Raw genomic sequence first — 20,048 nt, forward strand, 5'->3', positions numbered from 1 at the left:
GCCTAGGATATCAACTGATTCCGGATATCGGACACAGGGGCCGCAAGGGCCCTTACACCAACTTTCTCGACACTACCGGCTTTTCTTGTTGATGGCTATCTGCGCAGTGGTGCCAATAGTATTTTGCGGAAGATCTTTCACTCGCTTGGCGTGGTGGCGGACCTGCCGGGCTGGTCATCGTAGGCGTATTTGCTGTACACGTTGACCTCCCACTGCTTTTTTTCGACCTTTGCCACGGAATCGAGGATGAAGCCGGTCGCAAGGCTCAGACCGCACAGGAACATAAACGACGCGGCGAGCATGGCGGTGGGGAAGCGCGGAACGATGCCGGTCTGGAAATACTCGACAACGATGGGCGTGCCCAAGGCGAGGCCGATCACCGCAAACAGAAGCGCGACGAGGCTGAAGAACTTCAGAGGGCGGTAGTCCTTGAACAGCGTGCCAATCATCGCAACGACTTTAATGCCGTCGCTTACGGTATTGAGCTTGGACTCGGAACCTTCCGGACGGTCGCGGTACTCGATGGGCACATCTTTGATGCGCCAGCGGTGGTCGACGGCGTGGATCGAGAGCTCGGTTTCGATCTGGAAGCCCTCGGAAAGCACTGGGAAGGTTTTAACGAACGGGCGGCTCATGGCGCGGTAGCCTGTCATGACGTCATCGAAGCTGTAGCCATAGATCCACTTGATCATGGCGCGGACCAGATTATTGCCAAAGCCGTGGAAGGCACGCTTGTTCTCCTCGGCGTAGGTGCCGTTGGAAAGGCGATCGCCTACGGTCATGTCGGCCGTGCCGTTAAGGATGGGCTCGCAGAGGGCTTTGGCCGCCTCGGCGGGGTAGGTGTCGTCTCCGTCGACCATCAGGTAGCAATCGGCGTCGATATCGCGAAACATCTGGCGGCACACGTTGCCCTTTCCCTGACGGGGCTCAAAGCGGACTGTGGCGCCGTGCTCGGTGGCAATGCGTGAGGTATCGTCCGACGAGTTGTTGTCATAGACATAGACCGTCGCCTGCGGAAGCTCGCGGTGAAAGTCGTCGATGACTTTGCCGATCGTGAGCGCTTCGTTGTAGCAAGGGATGATGACGGCGATGGATTCAGAATTCACTTAATGCTCCTTATACATTCAATCCTAGAAAGTATAGCCGTTTGGGCCTGGCATCCTAAGATGTGGGTTAGTTCTCCAGTTTTGTTGCGCGAATCGTTTGCATGGCCGTCGGGTCTATACTGTTCGTTTGTCAACGATTACGAGTAAAGGAGTTGCATCCGTGTCGGATCAGACAAAGCAACAAGAAACTCGCAGTCTGCCTGCGACGTTTGCTAAGAACGAATTTGAGAAGGACGCGTTTATCCTTCGTCAGCTGGTTACCAAGGATTTTAAGATCAAGTATCGCCGTAGCGTTCTGGGCGTCGCATGGTCGGTGCTCAACCCGCTGCTGATGATGATCGTCATGGCCATCGTGTTCTCGACGATTTTTGGCCAGGGCCGCAATGGCTCAATGACGCCCGAGATGTACCCGCTGTACTTGATCGTGGGTAACATCACCTTTGCCGTCATGTCTGAGTCTACTAACCAGGCCCTGACGTCGATCGTGGGCGCTGCCCCTCTGCTCAAGAAGGTTAAGGTGCACCGCTGGGTTTTCCCGGTGCAGAAGGTGCTCTTCTCGCTGGTCAACTTTGCCTTCTCGCTGGTCGCCGTCGCCATCGTCATGCTGTGGTTCCGCGTTATGCCTTCTTGGCACCTGATTCTGTTGCCGGTTTGCCTGCTGCTGCTTATGTGCTTCTGCATGGGCCTGGGCATGATGCTCTCTGCCCTTACGGTCTTCTTCCGCGACGTTATGCATCTGTGGAGCGTCGTCATTACGGCGTGGACTTACATTACGCCCATCTTCTGGACGACTGACTATATTGCGCAAATGCCGCATCTCGTGCGTATCTTGATGTATGCGAACCCCATGTTCAACTACCTGCAGTTTATGCGCGATATCTTCCTGTTCCAGACTACGCCCTCGCTTATGACGTTTGGTATGTGCGTCGCTTGGGCGGTTCTTGCGCTTATTATTGGCTATACCGTGTTCCATAAGTCCGAGCGCAAATTTATCCTCTACATCTAAGGAGTGCTGTGATGACTGAATCTGTTGTTGATTACAGCGAGCAGCCTCTGGCTGTCGAGGTCGACGACGTCACCATGATCTTTAACATGGCGTCCGAGTCGCTGACCAACCTCAAGGAGTACTTCATTAAGCTTGCCAAGCACGAGCTGTTCTTTGAGGAGTTTAGGGCGCTTAAGCACATCTCGTTTGATATTCATCGCGGCGAGGTTGTGGGTCTGGTCGGCACCAATGGTTCCGGTAAGTCTACGATGCTCAAGATTATCGCCGGTGTGCTTGAGCCTAGCGAGGGCAGCGTTAAGGTGCACGGTAACATTGCGCCGCTGATTGAGCTTGGTGCCGGTTTTGACCCCGAGTTGACCGCCCGCGAGAACATCTATCTGAACGGCGCCCTGCTCGGCTATACCAAGGAGTTCATCGACGCCAACTTTGACGGCATTATTGAGTTCGCTGAGCTTCAGAACTTTGTCGATATGCCGCTTAAGAACTTCTCCTCGGGCATGGTGGCGCGTATCGCCTTTGCAATCGCGACGATTACCGAGCCCGATATTCTTATCGTTGACGAGACGCTGTCCGTCGGTGATGTGTTCTTCCAGCAGAAGTGTGAGGCTCGCATTCAGCACTTTATCCAGAGCGGTGACGTGACGGTTCTGTTCGTTTCGCACTCCATGGAGCAGGTTGAGCGCATCTGCCAGCGTGCCGTTTGGATTGAGAAGGGTGACCTTCGCATGGACGGCCCGGTCGATGAGGTCTGCAAGGCGTATCGCGAGCAGTTCAACTAGGTTATAATTACTTGCGCCCGACAGGCTTGCGCTTGCTTGGGCGTGTGGTTATTTGCTCCATTAGCTCAGTTGGATAGAGCAGGGGACTTCTAATCCCAAGGTCGACGGTTCGAATCCGCCATGGAGCACCATCGTTTATTAAGCCCGGACCGCTTGGTGGTCTGGGCTTTTTTCATCTTGTATGCTGCTGAAGCCGAGCGCGAACAAGCCGCTGCTGTTTGTTGGGGTTGGCATTTTACTTTTCCAGATGCTCTTTCAGCAGCTCCAGCGCGTGGGCGTAGCCCTGGAGGCCTTCGCCGGTGATGGTGGCGAAGCAGGCTAGGCGTGCATAGCTCACCTGGCGGAAGTCCTCGCGCGTCTCTACGGCGCTGATGTGCACCTCGACGGCAGGGATGGCGACGGCCTTGAGGGCGTCAAGGATTGCCACGCTGGTGTGCGTGTAGGCTGCCGGGTTGATGACGATGCCGTCGACCTTGCCGTAAGCCTCCTGGATCTTGTCGACGATGCTGCCCTCGTGGTTGGACTGGAAGACCTCGACCTCGCTGAAGCCCTGTGCGGTTCCCGCTTCCTGGCAGATCTGCACTAAGCGGTCGTAGTTGTCGCTACCATAGATGCCCGGCTCGCGAATGCCGAGCATGTTGAGGTTGGGGCCGTTGATGACGAGTGCTTTCATGGTTGCTTCCTTTGCGGTTGGAAAGCCACCACAAAGGTGTCTGTCCCCTTTGTGGTGGCTTAGGTTAGAGAGCGGGTGGGAGGGTCTCGAGGAGGGCTTGGGCGGTGTTGGCAGCGCAGTCGCGTGAGTCGATGATGTAGCCGGCCCAGGCGCGGTAGCGCGGCATGCGCTGTTCAGCCAGCTTATCGATGCCGTCGCGCGCGGTGATGGGGCGGCCCTTGTGGGCGAGCTCGTCGAGCTTGCGGTTGAGCATCACGATCTGGCTATTCTGGTACAGCAGCGGGTAGTTCTCGTCGCGTGTGACCACGCCGCCGCCGGTGGAGAGCACCAGGCCGCTGCGCTTGGAAATGTCGGCCAGCTCCGCTGTCTCTTGCTCGCGGAAGGCGGCCTCGCCGCGCTCGACGATAAAGTCGGCACAGGGCATGCCCAGGCGCTCCTCGAGGGCGCGGTCCAGATCGATGTGCTCGCGACCCGTCAGCATTGCGATCTGCTCACCCACGCGGGTTTTGCCCGAACCCGGCATGCCGATCAGCGCTATGTTCTGTTCGCGGCGCGACAGGCGCTCCGTTACGTCCAGGATGCGCTCGCGCGGGGTGACCTGGCCGGTATAGCGCTCGACGGCTTGCGCTGCCTGGGCCACGAGCATGAGCAGGCCGCCGATGCAGGGGATGCCGCGGCGCTCGGCCTCGAGCATGAGTCCCGTGCGGGCGGGGTTGTAGACAATGTCGATAACGCCTTCGAGCGCATCGAGCCCTTCGAGTGTGCAGGGCGCGTCGGGGCAGTGGGGGAACATGCCGGCAGGCGTGCAGTTGACGAGCAGGGCGGCGTCGGACTGCTGCGCGATGTTGCCGTAGTTGACCTCGCTCGTGCGACCCACGGGTACGACGATGGCGCCCAGGTCTCCCAGCACCATACTTGCCGTGGTGCCGGCACCACCGGTGGCACCGAGGACGAGGACCTTCTTGCCGGCAACCTCTACGCCCAATTCCTCGACTAGGCACTGAAAACCGAAATAGTCAGTGTTGTCACCGCGCAGGCGGCCGTCGGGCAGGCGTGTGATGGTGTTAACGTTGCCCATGCGCTCGGCCAGCGGGCTCAGCTCGTCCAGGTACTCCATGACGGCGCGCTTGTAGGGGATGGTCACGTTGGTGCCCTCCCACTCGTCGCCCCTCATAAAGGCCGCGAGGTCCTCGGGCTCGCGCTCAAAACGCACGTACTCAAGCCCCGCCAGCTCCTTGTAGATGGTCGGGGTGTAGCTGTGGCCCAGCACGCGGCCCAGCACGCCATAGGGACGGGTTGCGGCGGTATCGGTCATCTAGAGCACCTCCGTGTAGCTGCCAAAGTAGGTAAAGCTCTCGCACACGTCGTCGATGGAATCGAGCAGGTCGTCGAGTGCCTTGCTGCCAAAGGGGCAGTCCAGGTCAAAGTAGAACATAAACTCAAAGTCGTGCCCGGGGATGGGACGGCTCTCGAGTTTGATGAGGTTGATGTTGAGCGCGTAGAAGCGCTCGAGCACGCGGTAGAGGGCGCCCGGCTCGTTGGCCGTGGTGATCATGAGCGAGGTGCGGTTGGCGCCGGGGTAGACGCGCGGCTCGCGGCTGATGACGACAAAGCGCGTGTAGTTGTTGTCCGAGTCCTGGATGTTGGATTCCAACACCTCCATACCATACAGCGCGGCACAGCTGCGCGAGGCGATAGCGGCGACATCGGTACGCTCGGAGCTGGCGACCATCTCGGCCGACATGGCCGTGTTAGGGTACATGGTGGCGTGCAGGTCGTGGGACTCGATAAAGCTAGCGCACTGCGCGATGGCCTGACCGTGGCTGTAGACCTCGCGTATGTCCGCGAGCTTGGTGCCGGGCTTGACGAGCAAGTTGTGGTCGATCTTGAGGCGAAGCGAGCGCACGATGTGGAAGTCGAACTGGGCGAGCAGGTCGTAGACGGCGTTGACCGAGCCGGCGGTGGAGTTCTCGATGGGCAGCACGCCAAACTCGCAGAACCCGTCGCGTACGGCGCGCATGACGCCCTCGAAGGTCTCGAAGAACGCAATATCCGGCACGTCGAAGAGCTTGCACGCGGCTATCTGACTATAGGCACCTTCCACGCCCTGGCAGGCAACGGTGGCCGTTTGAGGGAAGGGCGTGTCGGAGGCTGCAGCCGTGGCGTGTGCCTTTTGCGAGACGGTGATGCCCTTGAGCTCGTTGATGTAGCGCTGCTGCTCGGCCTTGCTCATGCTCATGAGGAGGCGGAACAGGGTGATGGTCTGCGCCTCGTAGCGCTCGGGCGCGCGGCTGGCGAGATTGTTGAGCTTGGAGCGCTCACGGGCGGGGTCGAAGACAGCCTTGCCCATCTCGATTTTTGACTTGGCGACCTCGGTGGCAATGTCCATACGCTCGACAAAGCTGTTGAGGAGCGTGGTGTCGATGCCATCGATGGCCTGGCGGATGTCAGCAAGGTCCATGGAGGTCCCTTTCACGTAATGGCAGAGTTGACGGGCAACCCAGGTGAGTCGGGTTAGAGCTGGGCGGCGTCCTCGAGGAGAGCGTCCCAGATGGCGAGGGCGGCGGCTGCTTCGGCTACGGGGACGGCTCGGGGGACGATGCAGGGATCGTGGCGGCCGTGGACCGAGAGCTCGGCATTTTCCATGGCGTCCATGTCCACGGTCTGCTGCTCGCGGCCAATGGAGGGCGTCGGCTTTACGGCCATACGCCACATGACGGGCGCGCCGGTCGAAATACCGCCCAGGATGCCGCCGGCGTTGTTGGATTCGACCTCGATCTTTCCGGTCTCGGCGTCGATGCGATACGGATCGTTGTTCTCGCTGCCGCGCATGGCGGCCACGGCAAAGCCCATGCCAAACTCCACGCCCTTTACGGCGGGAATGCCAAACGCGATTTGCGCGATGCGGTTCTCGATGCCGTCGAACATGGGGTCACCGATGCCCGCGGGAAGCCCGTAAATGCCGCACTCCACGATGCCGCCGATGCTGTCGAGTTCGTCGCGCGCGGCCAGGATCTCCTCGCGCATGCGGCCGGCTGCGGCGGCGTCAATGCACGGCAGATCGTTCGTAAGGATCGCCTTGCGGTCGGCCTCACGATAGACCATATCGTCCATCGGCAGGTCGGAGATGCCGCCGATCTGCGCGACGTGCGCCATGACCTGAATGCCGCGGGCCTCGAGCGCCTGCAGCGCGATCCCGCCGGCGATGCATAGAGGGGCCGTCAGACGGCCGGAGAAGTGCCCGCCGCCGGCGACGTCGTGCATGTTGTGGTACTTCACACGCGCCGGAAAGTCTGCGTGCCCAGGGCGGGGCTTGCGGCGCAGCTCGGAGTAATCCTTGGAGCGCGTGTTGGTGTTCTCGATAATCGCGGCGATGGGCGCGCCGGTGGTATGTCCATCGACAACACCGGCGATGATGTGGGCGGCGTCGGCCTCGCGGCGTTTGGTCGCGGTCTCGTCGCGACCGGGAGCGCGACGGTCGAGGAAGGCCTGCAGCTTCTCCTGGTCCACGGCGATGCCCGCCGGAATGCCATCGAGCGAGCAGCCGATAGCGGGGGAGTGCGACTGGCCGAAGATGCTTAAGTGCAAGACGTTGCCAAAGGTCGAGGACATGCTATTCCTCCTCGAGTGTGACCTTGCCGCCCAGCAGGCGGTAGTGGTCGAAGAAATCGGGATAGGACTTGTTGACGGCCTCGGCGCCGTGGATCACGACCTCGCCGGTGGCACGGCTTGCGGCGATGGCGGCCATCATGGCGATGCGATGGTCGTTGTGCGAATCGACCTCGCCGCCGGTAAAGGCATCGACACCCTTGATGATGAGGTCATCGCCGGCAATGCGCACCTGCGCGCCCAGCGCGGTGAGCTCGCGGGTGGTGGTGACCAGGCGGTCGGATTCTTTGATACGCAGACGGGCGCAATCGCGGATAAAGGTGCGGCCCTGTGCCAGCGAGGCCACGGCCGAGATAACGGGTACCAGGTCGGGAATGTCGTGGGCACTCATCTCAAAGCCGGCGAGCTTGTCGGACTGCACGGTGGCGGCGTTGGTGGAGCGCACGATGCGGGCGCCAAAGCGCGAAAGCGCAGCAAGCACGTTGCGGTCGCCCTGTGCGGAGCTCAGCGACACACCCTCCACGGTGATGGGGTCGGAGCCGATGGCGCCGGCGCACAGCCAAAAGGCGGCGTTGGACCAGTCGCCCTCGACGGCTACGCTGCCGGGCGTGCGGTACGAGCCGCTTCTTACGCGGAAGTTCGTGACCTCGGGCTGGCCGTCCTTGGCCGGAATACGCTCGACGTTGACCTCGACGCCAAAGGCCTTCATTGCCTGGATCGTCAGGTTAATGTACGGGCGGCTCTCGATCAGGCCGGTCACCTGTACGCAGGAGGGCTGGGCCAGCAGCGGTGCTGCCAGCAGTAGGCCCGAGATGTACTGTGAGCTCACGTTTCCCGGCAGCACAAAGGTGCCCGGGCGCATGCGTCCGCTCGTCTTGAGCGGAAAACCGCCCAGACCCTGTAGGTCGCAGCCGGCGGCGATGATCTCGTCCGAGAGCGGGGACAGCGGGCGGGCGCCCAGACGACCCTGGCCCACAAAGGTGGCCTCTGCGCCCAGCGCGCAGGCGACGGGCAGTATAAAGCGCAGCGTGGAGCCGCTTTCGCCGCAGTCGAGCGTGCCGCCGGCAAGGGCCTTGAGCAGGCCAAACTCAATACTCTTCATAGTGGGGTGGACCTGGAAGCCGTCCTCGACGGTTTCGATGCGAGCGCCCAGGGCCGTAAGGCAACGCACCGTGGCCTCGATGTCGGCGCAGGTGGTGTTACAGGTGACGTGTGTCTCGCCGTTGGCAAGCGCAGCGCAGATAATCAAGCGGTGCGCCATCGACTTGGATGCGATGGCGGGAACGGTGCCCTTGAGCGGGGACGGGGTGATGCGGGCTAGCATGCGGATGCGTCTCCCTTCTGGCCGAGGCCCTCGGCAATGAGTTCGTGGAAAGTGGAAAGCGGCGTGCGGTCGATGCTGCAACGGCCAATGTCGTGCGGAATTACCAGGTCGATAGTGTCACCGGCGCGCTTTTTGTCGTGGAGTGCCTCGGCAAAGACGGCGTCGGCCGAAAGCCTGCAGCGGGTCTTGAGGCCGTGGCGCGCGCAGAGCTCCTCGATGCGAGCGGGAAGTTCGGCGTCGCAAATGCCGTGCAAGGCCGCGGCGCGCGTGATGATGCCCATGCCGATCGAAACGCAGTTGCCGTGCCCCAGCTCAAAGTTCTCGCAGGCCTCGACGGCATGTCCGGCGCTGTGTCCAAAGTTGAGGAGCTTTCGCTGGTTGGTTTCGCGCTCGTCGGCGACGACCACGGCGCGTTTGATGTCGATATTGCGGGCGATGATGAGTGCTACGCGGGCCACATCGCGGTTGAGCAGCTCCAGCGTGAGCGGGGTTTTCTCCAACTCGGCGAAGAGCTCGGGGTCGGCGATCACGGCGTGCTTGACGACCTCGCCGCAGCCGTCGGCGAACTGCTCAGGCGTTAGGGTGGCAAGGCATCCCACGTCGGCGATAACCACGCTCGGCTGCCAAAAGGCACCGGCGAGATTTTTGCCGGCGGCCAGGTCGATGGCCGTCTTGCCGCCCACCGACGAGTCCACCATGGCGAGCAGGCTCGTGGGGATCTGCACAAACTTGCAGCCACGCATGTAGGTGGCGGCCACAAAGCCGGCCACGTCGCCCACGACGCCGCCGCCGAGCGCCACGATCACGTCGGAGCGCGAAAGCTCGTGCTCGGCCACAAACTCCAAGATGTTGATGTAGGTCTCGGCGCGCTTGTGTGCTTCGCCGGCCTCGAAGGTGTAGATGCTTACCTCGTAGCCTGACGCTTCCAGGCTCTGTTTGACAGGCATTTGGTAGAGCGGGCCCACGTTGGTGTCCGTCACGATGACGGCCTTGGTGCCGCCGGCAGTGGCGCGCACGAGCGGTCCCGCCTGCTCCAGCAAAAACGTGCCAACATGCACCTGGTAGGGGCGTGCAGTGTCGATATCGATGGTAATCGCCATAAGCTTCGGTCCTTTCGACCTGGCGTGATAGGTGGTCTAGTGGGAGGTCTCGTCGTCGAGCGCGCGCTTAATGCGGTCGCCCTCGGCAAGGAGATTCTCCAGATAGCGCTGGTCGCGGTCCTTGAGCGCACGGCTGTAGGCGCCGAGCGATTCGATCAGATGGTCGATCTCGTAGGCGAGCGCGTCGGCGTCGTCGATCATGAGCTCGGACCACATTTGCGGGTTGAGGTGCGCCACGCGGGTGAGATCGCGGTAGCTACCGGCCGAAAAGCCGTGGTGGACCTGGGCGGTCGGGCTCTTGACGTAGGCGTTGGACACCACGTGCGCAAGCTGGCTCGTGAAGGCGATGACGCGGTCGTGCTCGGCGGCGCTGGTCACGCTGAACTTGCCAAAGCCCAAGGGGCGCACCATCTCGCGCACCTGGCCCAAAAGTTCCAGCTTGAGCGCGTCGTCCACCGCGGGCGGCACGAGCACGAGCGGAGCGCCCTGGAACAGGCCGGCGCGGGAGTGCGCATAGCCCGAGTACTGCGTGCCCGCCATGGGGTGCGCGCCCACAAAGTAAAAGCCGTGCTCGCGGGCAAGCTCAAAGGCGCGTTCGCACACGATGCCCTTGACGCCCACCGTGTCGATTACCACGGGGCCCATGATGGCGTCGGTGTCGGTGGCGTCGGCGAGCGCCTTGGCGTGCGTCTCGAGCCACTCGATGCAGGCCTCGGGGTAGCAGGCCAGGACGATGATGTCGCATTCGCCGAGTGTCTTGTCGTTGAGCTCTCCGGCGACAGTGCCCATGCTGGCGGCCGTCATGACATCGTCATCGGGGTCCCAGGCCAGCACGCGGACGCCCGCCTGTGCATAGCCGCGGGCAAAGCTACCGCCGATGAGGCCAAGGCCGACGATGCCGGCGCACTTGGGGCCGCCCTGGTTAACGCGCGCGTTTCTCACCGTACCCATGGGCTACTCCATGGTCTCTTGGCAGACAACCTCGCGGATGGCTCGGATGCGGCGCATGGTGTCGTCGAACTGATCGGGGGTGAGGGCCTGGGCGCCGTCGGACCAGGCGCGGCTCGGCTCGTCGTGGACCTCGATCTCCAGGCCGTTGGCACCGCAGGCGGTCGCGGCGAGCGCCATGGGCTCGACGTAGCGGGTGTAGCCGGTGGCGTGGCTGGGGTCGGCGACGACGGGCAGGTGCGACAGGTGGTGCAGCACCGGCACGGCGTTGAGGTCGAAGGTATTGCGGGTGCGGGTCTCGAAGGTGCGGATGCCGCGCTCGCACAGGATGACGTTGTCGTTGCCCTCGCTCATGATGTACTCGGCGGCCATGAGCAGCTCATCGATCGTGCCGGACATGCCGCGCTTAAGCAAGACCGGAGTCTTGGTCTTGCCGACCTCTTTGAGCAGAGGGAAGTTCTGGGCGTTGCGGGCGCCGATCTGCATGACGTCGATCTTCTTGTCCAGGAAGACCTGCACGTCGCGTGGGTCCATGATCTCGGTGACGATCGGCATGTCGAGCTCGGCAGACGCCTCGCACAGCAGGTCGAGGCCGGCAGGGCCCATGCCCTGGTAGGCGTAGGGGGAGGTGCGGGGCTTGTAGGCACCGCCGCGCAGCATCGTGGCGCCGGCGGCCTTTACGCGACGTGCGATGCGGATGAGGTTCTCGCCCTCGACGGAGCAGGGACCGGCGATGACCTGGAACTGGTCGCCGCCGATCTTGACGCCGTGGCCGCAGTCGATGACGGAGTCCTCGGGGTGGAACTTGCGGTTGGCGCGCTTGAACGGCTCCGAGACGCGCTGCACGCGCTCGACGACATCCATGGACTCGAGCAGGAACGGGTCGATCTTGGTCGTATCGCCCACCAGGCCGATGATCGTCTCGTTCTCGCCGCGCGAGACGTCGGTCTTCAGGCCTTTTTTCTCAATCCAGCTGACGATATGGCCGACGGCCTCGTCGCTGGCGCTCTGCTTTAAAATTGCAATCATGGTGTGCCTCTCACCTCGATGGATAACTTTTGCAAAAACGGCCCGCATCGCGAGCCGTGTATATATGGTGCATGAGAGTTTATACTATCTGACTCGCTTTTGCCTTCTAAAGTGGGCCGTTGCGCTGCGTCTTCCTCGGAATTGCAAAGCTTTTTCTTTTATTTTGATAGCCCGTGGTGCACTTGGGTATAATGCCAAACGTTGGCCCTATTAGCTCAGGGGATTAGAGCGTCTGCCTCCGGAGCAGAAGGCCGTTGGTTCGAATCCAACATGGGGCACCATCGAACGTAAGACCGTCCGAACCTCGCATGGTCCGGGCGGTTTTTCTTATACCGACGCGACGTGATGGGACGTGGTATGGCAGCAACGGATATCGAGCGTGGACTCTCGACCGCCGAGGTCGAGGAGCGCATCGCCGCCGGTAAGATCAACCGCAACATGGAGCTCAAGACCAAGTCGGTCAAAGAGCTCATCATCGAGAACCTCTGCACGTTGTTCAATTTGATCAACGTGATCTTGGCGTTCCTGGTCATTTTGACCGGTTCGTTTAAGAATCTGACGTTCCTGTTCGTGGTGTTCCTTAATACCGCTATTGGCGTCATCCAGTCCATGCGTTCCAAGAAGATGGTCGATAAGCTCACACTGCTGACCTCCAAGAAGGCCATCGCGGTGCGCGACGGCGCCGAGGTGGAGCTCGACCTGGACCAGATCGTGCTCGACGACATCATCCGCCTGGGGCGCGGCGACCAGATTCCGGCCGACGCCGTGGTGGTATCGGGCGAGGCGCTCGTGAACGAGAGCCTGCTGACGGGCGAGAGCGACCTTATTAAGAAGCAGCCCGGTTCCGAGCTCATGAGCGGCAGCTTTATCGACTCGGGCCTGCTGCGCGCCCGCGTGATCCATGTCGGCGCCGACAACTACGTGGCCAAAATTAATAACGAGGCCAAGTACGTCAAAAAGGTCAATTCCGAGATCATGAACGCGCTTAACGCCATCGTGCGCTTTGCGAGCATCATCATGATCCCGCTCGGTTTGGCGTTGTTTGCCTCGAGTGTGAGCGAGCTGTGGGATGCCGCGGGAACCCCGGGCGATAGCGCGCTTTCGTGGTGCTTCTCCGAGCTGTTGGCTGGTCATGTGCCTTCGTCGGCGCTGCTGTCCACGGTGGGCGCCCTGCTGGGCATGATCCCGCAGGGCCTGGTGCTGCTGACCTCGTCGGTGCTTGCCATCGCCACGGTGCGCCTGGCCCGCCGCAAGGTGCTGGCGCAGCAGCTCTACTGCATCGAGACGCTCGCTCGCGTCGATGTACTGTGCCTGGACAAGACGGGCACCATCACGTCGGGCCGCATGGAGGTCGAGGGCACGTATCCGCTGCCGGTTGAGGGCGTGAGCCTAGACGCCGGCTCGGACGAGGCGGCCGTTCCCGTCGATACCACGGTGCTCGATTTTGCGCTGGCTAACGTCGCGCGTGCGACTTCGGCCGATGCCAACGAGACCTGCCAGGCGCTGCTCAACTATTACGCCGATCGCCCGGTCGAGGTGTCTGAGCCGCTGTCGGTCATTCCGTTCTCGTCCTCCAAAAAGTGGAGCGGCGCGTCGTTTGCGCAGGGCTCCTATGTGATGGGTGCGGCGCAGTTTGTGCTCTCCGATCGTGTGTTTTCGCAGGTCGAGAACCGTGTCGCCGAGCTTGCCGATACCTGCCGCGTGCTCGTGGTAGCGCGCGTGGACGGCTTTTCGCCCGATGGCGATATGGTGGGCGAGGCCGAGCCCGTGGGCTTTGTGACCATCCGCGACGAGATCCGTACTTCGGCGGCCGAAACCATCGGCTACTTTAACGAGCAGGGCGTGACCCTCAACGTGATCAGTGGCGACGACCCGCGTACGGTGTCGTCGATCGCGCGCGTGGTGGGCGTGCCGGGGGCGGACGCTTATGTGGACGCCACGACGCTCGATACGCCGGCCAAGCTCGATGCCGCAGTGGACCGCTACCATGTCTTTGGTCGTGTGACCCCGCAGCAGAAGCGCGAGCTCGTGCAGGCGCTCAAGCGCCGCGAGCACACCGTGGCCATGACGGGCGACGGCGTCAACGACGTGCTGGCGCTCAAGGAGGCCGACTGCTCCGTCGCCATGGCGGCTGGCTCCGATGCCGCGCGCAACGTGGCCGAGATCGTACTCGTCGACAACGACTTTGCCTCTATGCCCGCCGTGGTGGCCGAGGGCCGTCGCTCCATCAACAACCTGCAGCGTTCGGCCTCACTGTTCCTGACCAAGACGCTGTTCTCGATGGGCCTGGCGGCGCTGTGTATCGCGCTGCCGCCGTACCCCTTCGAGCCCATCCAGATGACGCTCATTAACTTCTTCTGCATCGGCGCGCCGGGCTTTGTGTTGGGCCTGGAGCCCAACAATGCTCGTGTGAAGGGTGCGTTTTTGACGAACGTACTCAAGCGTGCACTGCCGGCGTCGATTGCGGTCATTTTGGCTGCGGCGCTCGATATCTTTGTGGCGCGCGTGTTTGGCTTTAGCCAGCTCACGCTGTCTACGATGTGCCTGCTTACGTCGTGCGCGGCGAGCGTCAGCCTAATCTGGCGCATCTCGCAGCCTCTCACGCCCTTACGTGTGGTGCTCTTTGTGTTTGTAGTCGCCGGCATCCTGGTGGGCGTTATCGGATTCCCGGAGCTGCTGTCTATTGCCAACCTGTCGATGGGCCAGATGGTTATCTTGGCTGTTATCGTGGTCTTTACCTGCTCGGTGTTCTTTAAGCTCGCCACGATGATGGATTCGCTCAAGCCGCGTCGTCGTCATGCCGCAACTGGTTTTGGCCGTGGTGTGCGCGTCCACCTGGGTCGCGGTGGCGGCAAGGTGAGCTCGACGGGTTCGACGGCCGAGCGTTTTGCCAAGCGCGTCGCCGCCGACATGGCGCAGCGCCGCGAAGATCGCACCGCTCGCGAGGCCGAGGCCCGTGCACTCGAGGGCGTGGCCCAGGCCCAGCCCAAGAAAAAGAGGAGTACCGGAGCCAAGCGCTCTCGCGTGACCAAGTCCGCCCAAGGCATCAAAGTCTCGATGCCAAGCAAAAAGAAGAAGTAACTACGCGCCCTGGCGATGTTGAATTGGTGCCTTGCTCCTGTGGGGCCGTGGCGATGTTATGCTCTAACCTCGATTGTTTGAATTGCTTCGAAAAGAGGATGCCGTGATCTGTCCGCATTGCCTTAAGACTATCGAGGACGGCGCCTCGTTCTGCCCCTACTGCAACGCCTATGTGGGTCCGGGCGATGGCCCCGAGCACACCGAGTTCGTGTTCTGCGAGGGCTGCGGTGCCCGTCTTTCTCCGCACGATCGTACGTGTCCCAAATGCGGACGCCCCGCTCCGGGTATCCTCTCCGAGGACGCGGCCGCATCCGACCTGGCAGCGGGCCGCACGGCGGGCTTTCCGCGCCTAACGCAAGAGCAGATCGATACCGAGGTGCCGCATGCGCCCGCCTCAGCTGCCGCGGTTCTTTCGGACGCCGCCGATCCTAACGAGACCTGCGTGCTGCCGGCTTTCGATAAGGATTTCGGTATCCCCAAGGTCGATATTCCCACGCCCGTTTCCCTGCACGACGATGCTCAAAAACCCAAGCGCAAAGTGCATCCCGACGAGGACGCCTATCACAAGCACAAGCGTCATATCCCCAAGCCGCTCATCGTCATCGCGGTACTTGCCGTCGTTTGCGGCGGTGCCTATTGGTTCGTGACGACCGATCCCATGGGTGTCATGCCTGGCTTCTACGACCAGTTTGGCCAAGCTGCACAAACCACCTTCCCCACGCGCCAAAAGGGCGAGGCGACTGAGGACGATACCAAGCAAGACGATTCTGCCGAGGTGGTCCAGGAAGAAACCGTGCTGACCGATGATCAGCTCTATACCAGGCTCGACGGTCTGTATCAGACCATCGTGTCCTACGGTGACGAGGACCAGATCGGCGAGGTCATCGATTCCTTTAACAACGGCTATCTCCGAACGCCGCTGTCCACCCGTCAGGAGCTGTCGCAGAGTGCCTACGCCCTGCGCGACCAGATCAAAAAGACGCAAGATGAGCTCAACAACCTTAAGTACCAGGACGATACGGTCTATGCGGATGACATCGCCCACTTAAAGCAGCTTGCCGAGTGGATGTACGAGCGCGTCGACGTGATCTGCCAGAGTTGGGACATCTCGCTGGCCATTCCCGATGGCGAGTCGATGAGTTCTCACCAAAGCGAGATCCTGGCGCCCATCGCTCAAAGCGGCAACAGCGCGCTGAATCAGTACGACGCCAACGTGGGCTCCTGGAAGCCGCAGCAGCGTTCCTAAAATTAGTTCGCCATAGTCGGCATAACCTACGTGCGCAATTGATGTAAGCGCATGCTTATTGCTACAATTCTTACAAATATGCTTTAAACGCACGAGGAAGGAACCACATGTTTGGTTTTAAGAAAGAGCTCTACACGCCCGAGTATCAGCTTGCCGGCGACGAGTGCGCCGTTATCGAGACGTCGAAGGGTACCATCAAGGTCAAGTTTGACGGCGAGGGCGCTCCCATTCATGTCGCGAACTTCTGCGAGCTTTCTACGATGGGCTTCTATGATGGCCTTAAGTTCCATCGCTATGTGCCCGGTTTTGTCATCCAGGGCGGCGACCCCAATACCCGCGATATGTCCGGCGCCGACGTCGCCGCTGGTCTTGAGGGCCCCGACGGCATGCCCGGTACCGGTGGCCCCGGCTACTGCATCAAGGGCGAGTTTGCCACCAATCCGCGCAACAGCCATGTCGATGGTGCCCTTGCCATGGCACGCTCCATGGACCCCGATTCCGCGGGTTCGCAGTTCTACTTCTGCCTGGGCGCCCAGCATAACCTCGATTCCGGTTACACCGTCTTTGGTACCACGGTCGAGGGTCTCGATGTGATTTCGCAGCTGCGTGCCGGCGACGAGATCGTCCATGTCGAGATCGTTCACGAGTAAAGGGGACTTCCTTGAATAGCCAGCTGATCCAACAGGGCCGCGCCGCTTACCGCGCGGGTGATTTTTCCGCTGCAGCCCAGATGCTTGGGGCGGCAAAGACTCCCGATGAGATTATGGGCGAGGCCGATCACCTTCGTGGCAACGCCTTGATGCACCTGGGCATGTATGCCGAGGCCGCCGAGGCTTATGCTGCCGCCCTCAACGACGGCACCTACGGCAAGCGCGGCGCGCTGCTCACCAACCGCGGCAAGGCGCTCGCCGCCGTGGGCGACTACACGACGGCCGCCCAGGCGTTCTCTGCTGCTACGCAGGATGCTTCCTATGCCACGCCGTTCAAGGCCTATCTGGGCCTGGGCAATGCGCTGTTCCAGTCGGGCGATTATGCCAATGCAGGTACTGCCTTCCGTCAGGCTGCCATCGACGGCGCCAATCCGGCTCCTGCCGCCGCACTCGGCGAGCTCGGTCGTTGCTTCATTAAGCTCGGCCGTCCGGCGGATGCCGTGGAGACCTACCGTACGGCTATCGACTTTGCCGGTCCCCGTGACGACACGCGCGCGCTCAACGCCGGCATGGGTCAGGCGCTTTCTGCCGCCGGCCGTCCCTCCGACGCACTCGACGCCTTTAACGCCGCTACTGCCGATGGCATCTACCAGCTTACCTCCGAGCAGGCCGATGAGCTTGCCCGCGTGCACGATTCGCTTGCCGCGCTGTCTGCCCAGACGGCTATGGCCACGGCTCCGGCGCCTGCGATGGACGCTCCTGCCGTCGATCCGCTCGATCCTACGGGCGCGACCGGTCAGTTTATGCCCGATCCCTCGGACACCGGCTTCTTTACACTGTCAGAGTCCGAGATGGTCCAGCAGGACCGTCAGGATCGTAAGCAGGCCAAGGTCCGTCGTCGCCATCGCCACACGGGTCTCAAAGTCTTCATCGTGCTGCTTCTGCTCATTTTGATTGCTGCGGGCGGTCTGGGCTTTGCCTACACGCGCGGCTTTGGCTTCCCCTCGCAGGAGTCGGTTATCACCGATCTGTTCCAGGCTGCCGGCGACGGTGACACCGCAAAGGCCGAGTCTTGCCTGGCCTCGAGCCTGTCCGAGGACGCCAAGTCGATGATCATCTCCTCGATTCCGCAGGGCGCCACCGTGTCCGTCGAGGGCATGGATCAGTCCATGACCGAGACGACTGCCAAGGTCAAGGCTTCGCTGTCCAAGGGCGGCGAGCAGGAGTACACCGTCAAATTCGTGCGCTCCGACAATCATATCGGCTGGGCCGTTTCCTCGCTCGATATGGATTTCTCGGCTGCTGACAACCAGTAGTGACCTTATGGGATTTAGCTTTGCCCGGCGCTTCACCGCAAGTGAGGTGCCGGGCTTGCGCTAGTATCATGAGCTAGTAGTTTTCCAGCAATCATCCAACACATCAGGAGTTGCGTTGTTTTCTTTGATGGATATGTTCTTCGGTAGCTATGCGGGCGATCTTGCCATCGACCTCGGCACCGCAAATACGCTTGTCTCCGTGCGCGGCAAGGGCATTGTCATTCGCGAGCCCTCTGTTGTCGCCATCGACAAGAACGACGAGCGCATCCTGGCGGTCGGTATCGAGGCAAAGCGCATGCTCGGCCGTACGCCCGGCAACATCGTGGCCGTTCGTCCCCTGAAGGACGGCGTCATCGCCGACTTCGATGTTACCGAGGCCATGCTTCGCTACTTTATCGACAAGGCTTCCGAGAAGCGCTATCCGTGGACCCCGCGTCCGCGCGTTGTCGTCTGCGTTCCCTCCGGTGTCACGTCGGTCGAGAAGCGTGCTGTCTTTGAGGCCACGATCCAGGCCGGTGCTCGCCAGGCCTACCTGATCGAGGAGCCCATGGCTGCCGCTATCGGCGCCGACCTGCCCGTCGAGGAGCCCACCGGCTCCATGGTCATCGACATCGGTGGCGGTACTACCGAGGTCGCCGTTATCGCTATGGGCGGCATCGTCGTCTCGCAGTCCATCCGTATTGCCGGTGACGAGTTCGATCAGGCCATCCTCACGCACGTTCGCGATGCCTACAACCTGGCCATCGGCGAGCGTACGGCAGAGGACATCAAGATCAAGGTCGGTTCCGCCGTGCCGCTCAAGGACGAGCTCGACGTCGAGGTCAACGGCCGCGACGTGATCACCGGTCTGCCCAAGACCGTGCGCATCGAGAGCGAGGAGATTCGTCGCGCGCTCAACAAGCCGCTCGACGAGATGGCCAAGGCCGTCAAGGACGCACTCGACGCTACGCCTCCCGATCTTGCCTCGGACCTTATGTACTACGGCATTTTGCTGACTGGTGGCGGCGCGCTGCTGCGCGGTCTCGACGTGCGCCTGCGCGATGAGACCGGTGTTTCGGTCAACGTCAGCCCCACGGCGCTCGATAACGTCGTTAACGGCTGTGCCCGCGTGCTCGAGGCCAATGCGTTTGATGGCGGCTTCGTCCAGACCAATGCTTAATTTCCAAAAGGTGGATTCCATTTGGCACGATCTTCGGGTTTCTCCACAAATCTGAATACCAAGCGACAATCAACGGGTATGCGCCCGTTGATTGTTTTCAGCCTGATTTCGGTGTTGCTGCTCACGTTTTACATCCGCGAGGGCGAGGCAGGGCCGATTCATGCCGTGCGTTCGGGCGTAACGACGATTACCTCGCCGGTGCGCTTTGTGGGCTCGGCCGTGGCGGCTCCCTTCAATGCGATCGGCAACGTGTTCTCTAACCTTACGGCGTCGCAGGACACGCTCGACGAGCTCAAGAAGCAAAACGAGGAACTGACCTCTAAGGTTGCTGAGCTCTCCGAGGCTCAAAAGACCGCCGAGCGTCTGGAGGGGCTGGTCGGCCTGCAGTCGACCTATAACCTCAAATCGACCGCTGCTCGTATCGTTGGTGCCTCTGGCGATGCCTGGACCTCGACCGTTACCATCGACAAGGGCTCTGCCGACGGCCTTACCATCAACATGCCCGTGACGAGTTCTGCCGGTGTTATCGGCCAGATTATCGAGGTATCGGCCAAGACCTCTACCGTGCGCCTGATTGGCGACGAGAACTCGGGCGTGTCCGCCATGGTGCAGGACACGCGCGCCCAGGGTATGCTGCAGGGTCAGGCTGACGGCACGCTGCGTCTTGAGTACGTGAGCGTCGACTCCGATGTTAAGGTTGGCGACATCATCGTGACCTCGGGCATCGGTGGCGTGTTCCCCAAGGGTCTACCGCTCGGCACCGTCTCGTCGGTTGAGAAATCGGCAAACGACGTGTACTACACCATTGTGGTGCGCGCTCAGACCACGGCCGAGAACAACGAGGAAGTGCTGGTCATTACCTCGCTGACCGATGAACAGTCGGCCTCGGATGAGGACGTGAGCACGGCCAACAGCACGCCGCAGGGAACGTCGCGCGATGCTGCAACCAAGACGAAGGACGAGAGCTCGGATGACAGTTCCGACACGTCCGAGACGACCGATTCTGGCTCGAGCGAATAGGG

Annotated in this window: 17 protein-coding genes and 2 tRNA genes; 10 read left to right on the forward strand and 9 right to left on the reverse strand. The window is 61.5% G+C overall.

Annotation, left to right across the window (positions count from 1 at the left end; genetic code table 11):
* Positions 1 to 137: 137 nt before the first annotated feature.
* The gene (locus I2F59_RS01925; RefSeq protein ID WP_195503085.1) at positions 138 to 1,106 is read right to left on the reverse strand and encodes a glycosyltransferase family 2 protein; all 969 of its coding nucleotides are present in this window, start codon (positions 1,104 to 1,106) and stop codon (positions 138 to 140) included.
* Positions 1,107 to 1,266: 160 nt separating this feature from the next.
* On the opposite strand from I2F59_RS01925, the gene I2F59_RS01930 reads away from it, so the two are divergent.
* From I2F59_RS01930 to I2F59_RS01940, 3 genes are all read left to right on the forward strand, one after another.
* A complete protein-coding gene (locus I2F59_RS01930) occupies positions 1,267 to 2,112 on the forward strand; it encodes an ABC transporter permease (RefSeq protein WP_022094778.1) in 846 nt (281 codons plus the stop codon).
* Positions 2,113 to 2,123: 11 nt separating this feature from the next.
* Positions 2,124 to 2,891 carry an ABC transporter ATP-binding protein gene (locus I2F59_RS01935; RefSeq protein ID WP_006236046.1) on the forward strand — a complete coding sequence of 256 codons (768 nt, stop codon included), beginning with the start codon at positions 2,124 to 2,126 and terminating at the stop codon, positions 2,889 to 2,891.
* 54 nt (positions 2,892 to 2,945) lie between these two features.
* Positions 2,946 to 3,022: transfer RNA gene (locus tag I2F59_RS01940), tRNA-Arg, on the forward strand.
* 104 nt (positions 3,023 to 3,126) lie between these two features.
* On the opposite strand, the gene aroQ is transcribed toward I2F59_RS01940, so the two are convergent.
* The 8 genes from aroQ to aroF all read right to left on the reverse strand — a co-directional run bounded on the left by aroQ (position 3,127) and on the right by aroF (position 11,574).
* Positions 3,127 to 3,564 (reverse strand): type II 3-dehydroquinate dehydratase, encoded by a 438-nt coding sequence (gene aroQ, locus I2F59_RS01945; RefSeq protein ID WP_195503086.1) that lies wholly within the window; start codon positions 3,562 to 3,564, stop codon positions 3,127 to 3,129.
* 64 nt (positions 3,565 to 3,628) lie between these two features.
* Positions 3,629 to 4,879: a shikimate kinase gene (locus I2F59_RS01950; protein WP_195503087.1), complete on the reverse strand. Its 1,251-nt coding sequence runs from the start codon at positions 4,877 to 4,879 to the stop codon at positions 3,629 to 3,631.
* Positions 4,880 to 6,025, reverse strand: a complete 1,146-nt coding sequence (gene pheA, locus I2F59_RS01955) for a prephenate dehydratase (RefSeq protein ID WP_195503089.1) — start codon at positions 6,023 to 6,025, stop codon at positions 4,880 to 4,882. It lies immediately after the preceding gene.
* Between the two features lie 53 nt (positions 6,026 to 6,078).
* Entirely contained in the window at positions 6,079 to 7,176 is a 1,098-nt protein-coding gene (gene aroC / locus I2F59_RS01960) for a chorismate synthase (protein ID WP_195503091.1), read from the reverse strand.
* 1 nt (position 7,177) lies between these two features.
* Positions 7,178 to 8,497, reverse strand: a complete 1,320-nt coding sequence (gene aroA / locus I2F59_RS01965) for a 3-phosphoshikimate 1-carboxyvinyltransferase (RefSeq protein WP_195503093.1) — start codon at positions 8,495 to 8,497, stop codon at positions 7,178 to 7,180.
* Complete coding sequence (aroB, locus tag I2F59_RS01970; RefSeq protein ID WP_195503095.1) at positions 8,491 to 9,597, reverse strand: 3-dehydroquinate synthase; 1,107 nt, start codon at positions 9,595 to 9,597, stop codon at positions 8,491 to 8,493. Before aroB ends, aroA begins: the two co-directional genes overlap by 7 nt.
* A gap of 36 nt (positions 9,598 to 9,633) precedes the next feature.
* Positions 9,634 to 10,548 (reverse strand): prephenate dehydrogenase, encoded by a 915-nt coding sequence (locus I2F59_RS01975; protein WP_195503097.1) that lies wholly within the window; start codon positions 10,546 to 10,548, stop codon positions 9,634 to 9,636.
* Positions 10,549 to 10,551: 3 nt separating this feature from the next.
* The gene (aroF, locus tag I2F59_RS01980) at positions 10,552 to 11,574 is read right to left on the reverse strand and encodes a 3-deoxy-7-phosphoheptulonate synthase (protein ID WP_195503099.1); all 1,023 of its coding nucleotides are present in this window, start codon (positions 11,572 to 11,574) and stop codon (positions 10,552 to 10,554) included.
* Positions 11,575 to 11,778: 204 nt separating this feature from the next.
* Here aroF and I2F59_RS01985 point away from each other — a divergent pair.
* From I2F59_RS01985 to mreC, 7 genes are all read left to right on the forward strand, one after another.
* Positions 11,779 to 11,855, forward strand: a tRNA-Arg gene (locus I2F59_RS01985).
* A 76-nt stretch (positions 11,856 to 11,931) separates the two neighbouring features.
* Positions 11,932 to 14,655 (forward strand): HAD-IC family P-type ATPase, encoded by a 2,724-nt coding sequence (locus I2F59_RS01990; RefSeq protein ID WP_195503101.1) that lies wholly within the window; start codon positions 11,932 to 11,934, stop codon positions 14,653 to 14,655.
* Positions 14,656 to 14,758: 103 nt separating this feature from the next.
* Positions 14,759 to 15,901, forward strand: a complete 1,143-nt coding sequence (locus tag I2F59_RS01995) for a zinc ribbon domain-containing protein (RefSeq protein WP_195444175.1) — start codon at positions 14,759 to 14,761, stop codon at positions 15,899 to 15,901.
* A gap of 107 nt (positions 15,902 to 16,008) precedes the next feature.
* Complete coding sequence (locus I2F59_RS02000) at positions 16,009 to 16,551, forward strand: peptidylprolyl isomerase (RefSeq protein ID WP_006236059.1); 543 nt, start codon at positions 16,009 to 16,011, stop codon at positions 16,549 to 16,551.
* Positions 16,552 to 16,562: 11 nt separating this feature from the next.
* Entirely contained in the window at positions 16,563 to 17,867 is a 1,305-nt protein-coding gene (locus tag I2F59_RS02005; RefSeq protein WP_229065279.1) for a tetratricopeptide repeat protein, read from the forward strand.
* Between the two features lie 127 nt (positions 17,868 to 17,994).
* Positions 17,995 to 19,026 (forward strand): rod shape-determining protein, encoded by a 1,032-nt coding sequence (mreB, locus tag I2F59_RS02010; protein WP_006236061.1) that lies wholly within the window; start codon positions 17,995 to 17,997, stop codon positions 19,024 to 19,026.
* 78 nt (positions 19,027 to 19,104) lie between these two features.
* Complete coding sequence (gene mreC / locus I2F59_RS02015) at positions 19,105 to 20,046, forward strand: rod shape-determining protein MreC (protein ID WP_082421788.1); 942 nt, start codon at positions 19,105 to 19,107, stop codon at positions 20,044 to 20,046.
* The last annotated feature ends 2 nt before the right edge of the window (positions 20,047 to 20,048 follow it).

It is taken from the genome of Collinsella aerofaciens (assembly GCF_015556945.1).
GTDB lineage: Bacteria > Actinomycetota > Coriobacteriia > Coriobacteriales > Coriobacteriaceae > Collinsella > Collinsella aerofaciens_AO.